This window comes from Candidatus Symbiopectobacterium sp. 'North America' (assembly GCF_015762685.1).
Lineage (GTDB): Bacteria > Pseudomonadota > Gammaproteobacteria > Enterobacterales > Enterobacteriaceae > Symbiopectobacterium.
The window spans coordinates 1-11817 of the sequence record NZ_PEHF01000019.1; the positions used below are offsets into that span (position 1 = coordinate 1).

9 protein-coding genes and 4 pseudogenes are annotated in these 11817 nt (G+C 55.9%); 8 read left to right on the forward strand and 5 right to left on the reverse strand.

Annotated elements, in window-relative coordinates:
- Window positions 1–118 precede the first annotated feature (118 nt).
- From CS369_RS04165 to CS369_RS04180, 4 genes and pseudogenes are all read left to right on the forward strand, one after another.
- Window positions 119–472 (forward strand): annotated as a pseudogene (locus CS369_RS04165) (enoyl-CoA hydratase-related protein); the annotation flags it as partial.
- Window positions 472–741 (forward strand): annotated as a pseudogene (locus CS369_RS25040) (o-succinylbenzoate synthase); the annotation flags it as partial. The pseudogenes CS369_RS04165 and CS369_RS25040, both read left to right, overlap by 1 nt.
- The gene (gene menE, locus CS369_RS04175) at window positions 724–1782 is read left to right on the forward strand and encodes an o-succinylbenzoate--CoA ligase (RefSeq protein ID WP_374191029.1); all 1059 of its coding nucleotides are present in this window, start codon (window positions 724–726) and stop codon (window positions 1780–1782) included. The pseudogene CS369_RS25040 and the gene menE, both read left to right, overlap by 18 nt.
- Before the next feature lie 128 nt (window positions 1783–1910).
- On the forward strand, window positions 1911–2453 hold the full coding sequence (locus CS369_RS04180) for a YfaZ family outer membrane protein (RefSeq protein WP_196906122.1): 543 nt from the start codon (window positions 1911–1913) through the stop codon (window positions 2451–2453).
- Window positions 2454–2540: 87 nt separating this feature from the next.
- Here the strand turns inward: CS369_RS04180 and tyrP are convergent, their stop codons facing one another.
- Window positions 2541–3749 (reverse strand): tyrosine transporter TyrP, encoded by a 1209-nt coding sequence (tyrP, locus tag CS369_RS04185; RefSeq protein ID WP_196906123.1) that lies wholly within the window; start codon window positions 3747–3749, stop codon window positions 2541–2543.
- Window positions 3750–3955: 206 nt separating this feature from the next.
- Between tyrP and CS369_RS04190 the strand changes: the two genes are divergently transcribed.
- On the forward strand, window positions 3956–5152 hold the full coding sequence (locus CS369_RS04190) for a nicotinamide mononucleotide deamidase-related protein YfaY (RefSeq protein ID WP_196906124.1): 1197 nt from the start codon (window positions 3956–3958) through the stop codon (window positions 5150–5152).
- A gap of 325 nt (window positions 5153–5477) precedes the next feature.
- Here the strand turns inward: CS369_RS04190 and CS369_RS04195 are convergent.
- From CS369_RS04195 to tesA, 3 genes and pseudogenes are all read right to left on the reverse strand, one after another.
- Window positions 5478–6272: pseudogene (locus CS369_RS04195) on the reverse strand (co-chaperone YbbN).
- Window positions 6273–6446: 174 nt separating this feature from the next.
- Complete coding sequence (locus tag CS369_RS04200) at window positions 6447–7223, reverse strand: SDR family oxidoreductase (RefSeq protein ID WP_196906125.1); 777 nt, start codon at window positions 7221–7223, stop codon at window positions 6447–6449.
- Window positions 7224–7294: 71 nt separating this feature from the next.
- A complete protein-coding gene (gene tesA / locus CS369_RS04205) occupies window positions 7295–7960 on the reverse strand; it encodes a multifunctional acyl-CoA thioesterase I/protease I/lysophospholipase L1 (RefSeq protein ID WP_244664764.1) in 666 nt (221 codons plus the stop codon).
- Between tesA and ybbA the strand changes: the two genes are divergently transcribed.
- Window positions 7898–8617 (forward strand): putative ABC transporter ATP-binding protein YbbA, encoded by a 720-nt coding sequence (gene ybbA / locus CS369_RS04210; RefSeq protein WP_196906127.1) that lies wholly within the window; start codon window positions 7898–7900, stop codon window positions 8615–8617. The genes tesA and ybbA overlap by 63 nt on opposite strands.
- Window positions 8614–11028: pseudogene (gene ybbP / locus CS369_RS04215) on the forward strand (putative ABC transporter permease subunit YbbP). Before ybbA ends, ybbP begins: the two are co-directional and overlap by 4 nt.
- 122 nt (window positions 11029–11150) lie before the next feature.
- On the opposite strand, the gene CS369_RS04220 reads toward ybbP, so the two are convergent.
- The gene (locus tag CS369_RS04220) at window positions 11151–11501 is read right to left on the reverse strand and encodes a hypothetical protein (RefSeq protein WP_196906128.1); all 351 of its coding nucleotides are present in this window, start codon (window positions 11499–11501) and stop codon (window positions 11151–11153) included.
- A 214-nt stretch (window positions 11502–11715) separates the two neighbouring features.
- Between CS369_RS04220 and CS369_RS04225 the strand changes: the two genes are divergently transcribed.
- Window positions 11716–11817, forward strand: a 102-nt coding sequence (locus tag CS369_RS04225) for a transposase (protein WP_139594303.1), incomplete at its 3' end; no start/stop codon positions are given.

The following is an 11817-nucleotide window of genomic DNA, read 5'->3' on the forward strand; positions in this document are numbered from 1 at the left end:
ATCAGGCGCGGAACTCATCGTGGCGCGGGCATCCTTGCCCATAAAGACGCCGGATAGATTTAAGTAAGCCCAACATCAATCGAAAATCAGTGTTGCAAAAACGGGGGTGACCATAGATTCTTATATGGCGCGCATCGTGGGCCAGAAAAAAGCGCGTGAAATCTGGTTCCTGTGCCGCCAATACGATGCGGCTCAGGCGCTGGATATGGGACTGGTCAACACCGTTGTGCCGTTGGCTTCCCTGGAGAAAGAAACGGTGCGCTGGTGTCGCGAAATGTTGCAAAACAGCCCGATGGTGCTGCGCTGCCTTAAAGCGGCACTCAATGCCGATTGCGACGGTCAGGCAGGGCTTCAGGAACTGGCTGGCAACGCGACCATGTTGTTCTACATGACGGAGGAAGGGCAGGAAGGCCGTAACGCCTTCAACGAGAAACGTCAGCCCGACTTCGGCAAATTCAAGCGTAATCCATAATGCGTAGCGCGTCGGTTTATCGCTATAGCGTTCCGATGGACGCGGGCGTGGTGTTGTGCAATCAGCGCCTAAAAACCCGCGAGGGGCTGATCCTGCACCTGCGCGATGGCGCGCACCAAAGCTGGGGCTAAGTCGCCCCGTTGCCGGAATTCAGTCAGGAAACGTTGCCGCAAGCGCAGGCTGCCCTGTGTGCTGCGCTGGCACAGTGGCAAACGGGAGACGTGCCGGATAACGCCAGATTGCCACCGTCGGTGGCGTTCGGGCTAAGCTGTGCGCTTGCCGATACAGATGAGACGCCGTCAGAGCGACAATCCCCTGAATGGCAGGCTTCACGCCTTGCCACACTGACGCTAACCTCCGGTTCAAGCGGGCTGCCGAAGGCGGTGGCGCTCGCTTTCTCTGCCCATATTGCCAGTGCGCAAGGCGTGATTGAACTGATGGCCTTTACGGCGCAGGACAGTTGGCTGCTGTCGTTGCCCTTGTTTCTCGTATCCGGGCAGGGCATTGTCTGGCGCTGGTTGACGGCGGGGGCGCGACTGGTGCTGCGCAGTGCGCAACCGTTGGAGCACGCGTTGCAGGATTGTTCGTATGCCTCACTGGTGCCGACGCAGTTGTGGCGTTTATTGGCACAAGGCTCCTTGCCTGATTCGTTAAGAACAGTATTGCTCGGCGGTGCGGCGATTCCGCTAGAACTGACTCAGCAGGCCGAGGCCCGAGGCATTCGCTGCTGGTGCGGTTATGGTATGACGGAAATGGCCTCTACGGTCTGTGCCAAGCGGGCCGATGGCCAAGCTGGCGTCGGCCTTCCTTTGCTGGCGCGAGAAATACACGTGCAGGACGGGGAGATTCTGCTGCGCGGTGACAGCATGGCCGCAGGGTACTGGCGGGACGGTGCGTTGTTGCCGCTCACGGACAGTGACGGCTGGTTTCATACGCGCGACAGCGGCGTGTTCCAACACCATGAGTGGCACGTGCTGGGGCGGTTGGATAATCAGTTTTTCAGCGGCGGTGAAGGTATCCAACCGGAAAATATTGAAGCGCTGCTGCTGGCGCATCCGAAGGTACAACAGGCTTGCGTGGTGCCGGTGGCGGATGCCGAATTCGGTCAGCGTCCGGTGGCCGTAATCGACGTCTCCCCCGAGGTGTCGCTTGCTGCTATTCGCGACTGGCTCACGCCGCAGTTGGCGGGCTTTCAACGTCCGGTCGCCTACTACGCGTTGCCGGCTGAATTACACGGTGGTGGCATCAAAATTGCGCGGGTACAGGTGCAAACCTGGGCGGAAAAAATCTACCGCAATGGCGCGAATTAAGCAGCTTTTTTACGCGTTCGTTGATGATATTAATGCAATTTGTTGCTGGTCACCGGGATTGATTCAGGTAAAATCCTTCAGATGCGATGTCTTGGTAGCGTTTAATGATCGATTTAAGGATAAACACAATGAAAAAGATTGCGATTGCCCTGGCAGGCAGCCTGCTGCTGGCAACAGCGACAGCTCAGGCTATCAGCCTTTCCGGGGAAGCGGGCGATGACTATGCGGGCGCGAGCGCGGGCTTTGGTCTGGGCGTTCCTGGTCTCGGCGCTAACGTCAGTTACGGTCATGGTAAAGACAATAATGACGTGTACGGTTTCGGCTTGGGCTATACGCTGCCGCTGGGTGCGGCATCACTGACTGTGGGCGGCAAAGCGCTCTATTTGAACCAGCAACACGCGACCTACGGTTATGGTGTGGCGCTGGGCGGTGGGTTGCAGTTCCCGATCAACTGCTATTTCTCTCTGTATGGTGAAGGGTATTATGCGCCGGACGCGTTCTCCAGCCATATCGATCACTATGTAGAAGCAAAAGGTGGCGTGCGCTGGCAGGTGTTACGTCCGCTTAATCTGGATCTTGGCTACCGTTATATCAATATCGGTGGCGAAAGCGGGCGCTCTGATAACAAAGTGGCCGATACGTTCTACCTGGGCGCAGGCTTTAATTTCTAAGCCAACGCGTAGCGTCATAAAAAATGGGTGTTCGCAGAGCGACACCCATTTTTGTTGGGCGTTAGTTAGCCCTGATGGAATAGGCGATCAGCCCACCGTCGGCAGCCAGCCACTCGCCATGGCGCACTGTATGGCAATAATGCCGATACCGCATAAAAACACCAGCAGTAGTGCCGGTGTACCGCCCGGCGTCGATGCACCCACCTGGTGCTGTTGCCGCACGCGCCAACTGAGCAGCGCCGGAATTAACAACGCCAGCACCGCGAGTGCAATGGCGGCATAACCCAGCGCCATGACAAATCCTTGCGGATAGAACAGCGCAAAAATCAGCGGCGGCATAAACGTCAGTGCACCCGTTTGTAGTCGTCCACGCGCCGTATTCTTGCGTTTTAACAAATCGGCAAGATAGTCAAACAAACCAAGTGCCACGCCAAGGAAGGAGGTCGCCAGCGCCAGATAGGCGAAAAGGTGGACCGCAACTTCTACGTGAGGGGAGGCAACCAACGTTCGGATCGCTTGCATCAGCCCATTTAAACCGGCTTGCTCCGCCAGGATCGCTGTGAAGGTGTTGCCACTCAGCGCGCCAAGCGTTGCCAGTTGCCAGAACAGATACACAAACAGCGGTATGGCGCTGCCGATGATAAAGATACGGCGCAGCTTGCGGCTATCTCCCCCCATGTAATGCACAATGCTGGGAATGCTGCCGTGGAAGCCGAATGACGTCAGTACGACAGGCAGTGCGGAGAGCGTGAGCCCTTGTTGCAGCGGAAGCGTCAGCAGGTTCTGTTTTTCGACGTGTGGAATCATTATCCCCAGCATGACCAGCAGCATCAGCAATTTTCCGCTAAACAGCAGACGGTTAAAGAAATCGACCGACGTGGTACCTATGCACACCACGCTGCCTGCTATCAGGGTAAACAGCAGAATACCCGCCGATGATGGGAGCGCGTAGCCACTCCACTGGTGCAGGCTGCTTGCCAGCAGTTCGCCAGCGCCACTGATATAGGCGGCTGTGAGGGCATACATCAAAAACAGCATGCTGAAGCCCGTGAGCCATTGGCCCCACTGGCCCAGGTAAATTTTTGCCAGCGTGCCCAAACCGGTATGGGATGGCTGATATTGATAGACTTCGACCAGTAATAACGCGCTGTAGCACATCAGCAACCACAAGCTCAACAAGATAGCGAAGGTGATGCTGAAACCCACGCCGGAGGTTGCCAACGGCATGGCGAGCATACCCGCGCCAATGGTGGTGCCCGCGACGATAAATATGCTGCCAAATGTACGATTTTTCACCCTTTCTCCTGAGTGTGATGCTATCTCTTTTTCTTATGGCAGCGCAGACTAGAGTATTCCGTAATGTATGTCAAAACACCGTTACGACGGCTGTAAAGTTGACGTTACGATTTAGGCGCTTTCACAAAAAGTGGGCGGCGGTGAGCGCGGTGATTGTCTTTCTGTGAGGGAGTTTTTACAGTGAAAGAAAAACACAGGAGTAGCACATGCTGAGGGTGGAGATGTTGTGTACCGGAGACGAAGTGCTCCACGGACAGATTCTGGATACTAATGCGGCCTGGTTGGCGGATTACCTGTTTGAGCAAGGCATCCCGATGACCAGCCGAATGACGGTCGGTGACAAGCTGGAAGAACTGGTGGCGGCGCTGACGCAACGTAGCCATATTGCCGATGTGCTGATTGTAAACGGCGGCCTGGGGCCCACCAGTGACGATCTGAGCGCGTTGGCGGCCGCAACCGCGGCGGGCGAAGGGCTGGTAGAACACCCCGAGTGGATTGCTCGTATGGAGGCGTTTTTCACTGAGCGCGGGCGTGTAATGGCACCGAGCAACCGTAAACAGGCGCAGATTCCGGCCAGTGCCGAGGTGGTGGATAACCCGATAGGAACAGCGTGCGGGTTTATGTTAACGCTGAACCGTTGCCTGATGTTCTTTACGCCCGGCGTACCATCCGAATTTAAACGGATGGTGGATGAGCAGATTGTGCCGCGTCTGCGCGAGCGTTTTTCTGTGACATCTGCACCGCTGTGTCTGCGCTTGACCACCTTCGGCCGCTCAGAGAGCGATTTGGCAAACCAGCTCGACAGCCTGCCGCTGCCGGAAGGGGTGGTGCTGGGCTATCGTTCCTCCATGCCGATCATTGAACTCAAACTGATCGGTCCGGCGTCGCAGCGAGCGGCGATGGAATCCGCATGGGAGACGGTACGCGCAGTGGCGGGTGAAAACGCTTTGTTCGAAGGAACGCAAGGTTTACCGGCCCAGTTGGCGCAGCGTTTGACTGAGAAGGGTTTGACGCTGGCCGTCGGGGAATCATTTACCGCTGGTCTGCTCCATTGGCAACTGAATGCCGCACAAGTACCGCTTAGCGGTGGGGCGCTGTGGTCGCAGACGCCATTTGCCACGCTGACTGTGCTGGCAGAGGTGGCAAACCGCCTTGCTGACGAGCATCAGTCTTCACTGGCGCTGGTGGTAAGCGATCGTCAGGACGATCGTTTGTCCCTTGCATTGCACACTCCGCAGGGCACCTTTGCTCAGGCGATTTCTCTTAATGTGACGCGCTATAGCCTGCAAACCCATCAGGAGGTGGTTGCCATGCTGGCGATGAACATGCTGCGCCGCTGGCTGAACGGTTGGTCACCGTACGGTGGGCATGGCTGGATCACGGTGGTGGAAACGCTGGGGTAAGCACCCCAGTGTGCAAAAGCGATTTATGTGAGTAACGCGCATGTTTTCGTGCGCGAAGAACGCAGTGGTTCTCTGCTACTTGCGTAGCACGCGCCCGACGAGGGGTGTGCAGTCGCCCACACCCCTCGACCCCGCGCTTTTTGCGCAATGATGCCGCTGCACGATACCTTCGCAAACGGGGTCGCCGGACGGACCGCGCCTGACGTGCTCCCGGCACGGCAGGCGCTTTCGCCGCATCCTTGCCGCTCATCCTGGCGTCCCCTTATTGCTCAGCATCATTGGACGCGGGAGATCAAAACCTTAAAAGCGCATAACAGACAGAGGGTTAATATAATAGCGCGTAAAGTTGGCGTCTGTAGCGCGATGCAAGCGCATCGCCAGTCCCCAACGCGGCCAGAATATCCATCATGGTTTTACGGGCGTTGCCGTCGGCGGCAGCCAGATCCTTTTTCAGCATCACCATCAGTCTTTCCAGCGCTTCTTCGTTAGTCCCACCTGATGCAACTGTAACGCCAGTTTCACTGCCAGTTCCGCGTTGTTGGGCTCGGCAGCAAGCTGTTGCTGTAACTGCTGGATTTCTGGCGTGTCGGCGGCTTGCTTGAGTAATTCAATCTGTGCCACCAGACTGTGATAACGCGTGTCCTGATCCTGCTACGGGATGGTGTCCAGTACCGCTTGCGCATCGTCGCTGCGGTTCAACTGAATCTGCACTTCGGCCAGCATCAGGCCGATATCGCTGCGCTGCCAGGAGATCGCCTTCCTGAATACGCTGCTGCGCTTCTGCCACTTTCAGCTCTTCTTCACGCGGCAACACCCGTTGCAGCAGTTCGCGGATCGCCTCTTCTGGCTGTGGCCCCTGGAAATCGTCCAGCGGCTGGCCGTCTTTAAACAGATAAACCGTCGGAATGGAGTGCAGACCAAACTGCGCCGCAACGCGCTGCTCGGCATCACAATCTACCTGCGCCAGAATAAACTGACCGGCATATTCCTGTGCCAGTTTGTGCAGCACTGGCGTGAGCGCCTGGCAGTGTTGACTGCGTTCTGACCAGAAATAAAACAGCACCGGCAGTTGCATGGATTGTTCCAACAACTGGTGCAGGTTGGTCTCGTTAACATCCATCACGCTCGCGTAATGGGCGGTGTTGGCATTAGGGTCTAGCATGGCAGTCTCTCTCATCCGTTCCAGGGATAAATGGGGGCGAATAACGCCATTTCAAGCAGTTGTAACGTTCATCGTTCCGCCGTGTTGTCGGCGGAATCGTGATGGCTATGGGTCAATAGTGTATGTCGTTAATCAAGAACGGGTGCGCAATATCCCATCCAGCCAGCGGGCGGGTAACAGGCGGCGCAGTACGGTAAGCGCATGTGCCACCAGCGTTACCGGGTAGCGCAGTTTGGGGCGCGGGCTTTCCAGCGCATGGCGCAATTTAGGAAGTATCGCTTCGGGTGGCAGGGTAAAACGCCGGGCGATTCCGGGGTTAGTGACGGGCGCTTCCGCCTGCATTTGCGATACATTATCGGTAAAGCGCGTGGCGATGGGGCCGGGTTCTATCAGGCTGACCAGCAACCCGCTGCCGTGCAGTTCCATGCGCAGCGTGTCCGACCAGGCTTCCAGTGCATATTTGCTGGCTGCGTAGGCACCACGTCCCGGCGTTGCGACAAATCCCATCACGGAACTGGTCTGGATAATGCGTCCTTCACCGTGCGGCAGCATGGCGAGCAGTAAGCGCTGCGTCAGTTGGTGTGTGCCAAACAGGTTGCTGGCAAACTGCTGTTCGAGTTGCTGACGCGAGATGGTGTTCAGCGGGCCATAAACGCCGTAGCCTGCGTTATTAAACAGCCCGTACAGTCGATTGCCGGTCAGCGCGATAACCTGCTCGGCAGCTGCATCCACGCTGTCGGGATCGTCTAAATCTAGTGCGATCCCTTCAAGTCCCAGCGTGTTCATGCGCTGCACATCCTCGGCGCGGCGGCAGGCGGCCAGCACCCGATAGCCGCGCTGGCGTAAGTCCAATGCCGCAATCAAGCCAATACCGCTGGAGCAACCGGTAATCAAAACCGTTTTTTGCATAACTTTACCTAAGTAAAAAGCCCTATTTTTCAAAAGTCATGGTTAACTAGCAATGAGACGCAAATAAGTGGTCACAGGTTCACTAACGGTTTAAGCTGTTTTGCCATCCAGTCGGCAATGAACGGCTGCGCTTCGCGCGTGGGATGGATACCATCGTCTTGCATCCATTCCGGCTTAAGATAAACCTGTTCCATAAAGAACGGCACCAGCGGGATGGAAAATTGCTGCGCCAGTCGCGGGTAAATGGCGCTGAACGTAGTGGTATAGCGCCGACCATAGTTGGCAGGCAGGCGGATTTGCATCAGTAAGGGCTGAGCGTTAGCCGTTTTCACCTGATTGATGATAGTCGTCAGGTCCTGTTCGATGGTCGGTGGTGGAAAGCCGCGCAGGCCATCATTGCCGCCCATTTCGATCAGCACCCAGCGTGGCTGATGTTGTTGCAGCAGCGCCGGTAAACGCGCCAGCCATTGTGACGCGGTATCGCCGCTGATGCTGGCGTTGACGATTGTTATGCCGTCAGGGCCCGCTTTTTGCCATTGCTCATTGAGCAGGGCGGTCCAGGCGGAAGCCGCGGGCATGCGATAGCCCGCGCTCAGGCTGTCTCCCAATACCAGGAGTGTTTCCGCCGCAAAGGCGCGGGCGCTGAGTAATCCCAGCAGCAAAAGGATGCAAATATGTCTTTGAATGGAGTTTCTTCGGCAGCCACCGCGTCGGCGGAAAATATTCTGGAAGTTCATCATTTAAGTAAGCACGTCGGTCAGGGTGAACATCGGCTTTCCATCCTCACCGGAGTTGAGCTGGTTGTCAAACCCGCGCAGTCGATTGCGCTGATCGGTGAATCCGGTTCGGGAAAATCGACGCTGCTGGGAATACTCGCTGGGCTGGATGACGGCAGTGAAGGTGATGTCAAACTGCTCGGCGAATCGTTGGGTGCCCTGGATGAAGATGGGCGCGCTGCGCTGCGTGCCCGTGATGTCGGGTTCGTGTTTCAGGTGTTTATGTTAGTGCCGACGCTGAATGCGCTGGAGAATGTGCAGTTGCCTGCACTGCTACGCGGTGAAAGCGATGCACAAAGCCGTGCGCAGGCAGAACAGTTGCTGCGTCAGTTGGGATTGAGCGAGCGCTTGCACCATTTGCCCGCTCAGCTATCCGGCGGTGAGCAGCAGAGTGTCGCTATCGCGCGCGCCTTTAGTGGACGGCCCAGAGTGCTGTTTGCGGATGAACCGACCGGCAATCTGGATCGCAAAACCGGTGAGCTTATCGTGGATCTGCTGTTTTCGCTTAATCGTGATTACGCCACCACGCTGATCCTGGTTACCCACGATGAGCAGTTAGCGGCACGCTGCGAACGACGTTTGCGTCTGCTGGACGGCAAATTGCAGGAGGTGGCATGATCTGGCGCTGGTTTTGGCGGGAGTGGCGATCCCCGTCGCTGCTGATCGTGTGGCTGGCGTTAACGCTGGCGGTGGCGTGCGTGCTGGCGTTGGGCAATATCAGCGATCGCATGGAGAAAGGGCTAAGCCAGCAGAGCCGTGATTTTCTGGCGGGCGATCGCGTGCTGCGCGCTGCGCGTCCGGTGGATGAAGATTGGTTGCAAACGGCACAGCAACAAGGTTTGACGGTCAGTCGGCAGGTGTCGTTCATGACCATGACCTATGCGGGCGAACAGGCCCAGTTGGTACGCGTCAAGGCGGCCGACGATCGCTATCCGCTCTATGGCCAACTCTTGACTCGCCCGGAAGGGCTACACCCGGTTCCAGGCTCGGTATTGGTGGCTCCGCGACTGCTGGCATTACTGGGATTGAAGGTCGGGGATAACCTCGATGTCGGCGATACCACGCTGCGTATAGCCGGGGAACTGATTCAGGAACCGGACGAAGGGTTTAATCCGTTTGATACCGCCCCGCGCGTGTTGATGAGCAGTGCTGATGTGGAAAAAACCGGGGCGATACAGCCGGACGGGCGCATTACCTGGCGCTATATGTTTGCTGGTGATGAAGCGCGTATCGCACTGTTCAGCGATTTTATCAAACCGTTGCTGAAACCGGATCAGCGCTGGTATGGCATGGAAGACAGCGACGGGGCATTAAGTAAATCCCTGCAACGTTCGCAGCAATTTTTACTGCTGTCGGCGCTGTTGTTATCCGTTGCGGCGGTGGCCGTTGCCATGGGGCACTATTGCCGCAGCCGCTATGATTTGGTGGCGGTACTCAAAACGCTGAGCGCGGACAAACGCGCGCTGCGGCGTTTGATTGTCGGGCAATGGGTGTCGGTACTGGCATTGGCTGGCGTGTGCGGCAGCCTGGTGGGGTTGGGTTTTGAAGCGATACTCACACGTTTGTTAGCACCGGTGCTGCCCACCGCGTTGCCTGCGGCGGGGCTATGGCCGTGGGTATGGGCATCGGGATCGCTGGTGGTGATGTCGCTGCTGGTGGGGCTACGTCCTTACCGCCTGCTGTTGGCAACCCAGCCGCTGCGGGTGCTGCGCCAGGATATCACGGCGAACGTCTGGCTGTTGCGTTACTATCTGCCCGCCGTAGTGCTGATTGTGGTGGCCGGCTTGGCGCTACTTTCTGGCGGCGGCATGTTGCTGTGGGCGTTGCTTGCCGGTACAGCCGTGCTGGCGATGTTACTGGGCATTGTCGGCTGGGGCGGGCTGTTGCTGTTGCGGCGCCTGACGGTCAAGCATCTGCCGCTGTGTCTGGCGCTTAATCGCCTGTTGCGCCAGCCGTGGTCCACTCTGAGCTAACTGGCGGCGTTTTCTCTGTCGTTTATGTTGTTGGCGTTGCTGCTGGTGATGTGCGGTGATCTGTTGGAGCGCTGGCAGCGTCAGTTGCCGCCGGAAAGCCCCAACTTTTTTTTGCTGAATATCGCGCCACCTCAGGCAGCACCACTGAAAACGTTCCTTGAGCAGCACGCGGTGAAATCGGAAGCGTTTTATCCGATTATTCGTGCGTGCTTGACGGCTATCAACGGTCAGATCGCGACCGAGCGTATTCACGAAAACGATCCGGGTGCCAATACCGTTAACCGCGAACTGAACCTGACGTGGATGGAGGGTTTGCCGGATCATAACGTGTTGATGGCTGGGCAAGCACCGAAAGCAGGGGAAGTCTCGATGGAAGCGAATGAGGCGCAGGAGATGGGGATCAAGCTCGGCGATACCCTGACCTTCACTGGCGATACACAGCCTTTTAGCGCCACGGTGACCAGCTTCCGGCGCGTGGACTTGGAGAGTCTGCGCCCGAATTTTTTCTTTATCTTCCCACCCGGCGTGCTGGATACGCAGCCACAATCGCTGCTGACCAGTTTCCGCCACGACGGTGATGACAAGCTTATCGTGCAGCTTAATCGTCAATTCCCCACGGTCAGCGTGCTGGATGTGGGCACGATGCTGCGTCAGATTGGTCAGATATTGCAGCAGGTGAGTCGCGCGCTGGAAGTGATGGTGGTGCTGGTCTTGTTCTGCGGCATGTTGCTGCTGCTGGCGCAAATTCAGGTCGGCATGCGTCAGCGGCGTCAGGAGTTGATGGTGTATCGCACACTGGGGGTCGGACGTCGCTTGCTGCGTGGCACCCTGTGGTGTGAGTTTGCTGCACTGGGATTGATGTCGGGGGTAGCGGCCGCGATTGGTGCGGAAGTGGCGCTATGGTTGTTGCAACGCAAAGTGTTTGATTTCCCTTGGGAGCCTAATGTGGTGATGTGGGGTGCACTGCCACTCAGCGTCGCCTTGCTGCTGTCGCTGTGCGGTGGCTGGCTGGGGCTATTAAGTGGTAAAGTGTTGTTTCGGCAGTTTTCAAGTTAGTCGAGTACTTGAGATGCTGGCGCCATCGGCTCTGTTGTAGATATCAATCAGCGTTGAGTCATGGCGCCATCCGCAAAATAAATACGCTTTATTGGGGGGCGTTATTTAATAGGGTAATGGAGTCAACCGGAAGGTTGATCGGTGATGAGATTTATATTGATCCCCATTTTGTTATTTGGGTCTTTTGATGGTGTTAGCATGACGCCTTTAAATCTTTCTGAGGAGATGGTTATCTTTTTTTGTTTTGATATTGAAAAGAGTAGCGGTATGCCAAATTTTTTCTTGGGGTAGAGTATGTTTATTTCCATATTCCCCTCTTTATTGGATATAGATATGTTTTTATCAGTTGATGTTTTTATATTAAAGAGTTGCTTTATAAGATTGTTATCAGTTTTTTTATCTGCGTGGTTAGTTTCGGTAACCGAGTGAGTCAGTAAAGAATAGCGATTATTGACATTTGGAATTAATGGCATGCTTATCTCCTTAGTTGAGTTTTAATAGTAATTTTTATTGCAGATAGTCGTGAATCATAAAGCGTTCTTGTTTGATGAATGGTGTTTTTTGAGCAGTAATATGTTATTTCCCCGATTCAAGGCTAAAGTAGCCTTGTAAGTATCCCGGTAAACCGAACCATTCACTTTTAGAGATCTTCTGACATACTGATTATGTCCCGTTGAGGAGATCGCCATGCGTAAAGCCCGATTTACCGAACACCAGATCATCGCTGTTTTGAAGTCTGTTGAAGCTGGACGTACCGTCAAAGACGTTTGCCGCGAAGCGGGAATATCT

Bases quoted from the DNA above. Each gene is read 5' to 3' on its own strand.
- CS369_RS04180 (WP_196906122.1), top strand. From the start codon at position 1,911: ATGAAAAAGATTGCGATTGCCCTGGCAGGCAGCCTGCTGCTGGCAACA.
- CS369_RS04190 (WP_196906124.1), top strand. From the start codon at position 3,956: ATGCTGAGGGTGGAGATGTTGTGTACCGGAGACGAAGTGCTCCACGGA.
- CS369_RS04200 (WP_196906125.1), bottom strand. From the start codon at position 7,223: ATGCAAAAAACGGTTTTGATTACCGGTTGCTCCAGCGGTATTGGCTTG.
- ybbA (WP_196906127.1), top strand. From the start codon at position 7,898: ATGTCTTTGAATGGAGTTTCTTCGGCAGCCACCGCGTCGGCGGAAAAT.
- tesA (WP_244664764.1), bottom strand. From the start codon at position 7,960: ATGAACTTCCAGAATATTTTCCGCCGACGCGGTGGCTGCCGAAGAAAC.
- CS369_RS04220 (WP_196906128.1), bottom strand. From the start codon at position 11,501: ATGCCATTAATTCCAAATGTCAATAATCGCTATTCTTTACTGACTCAC.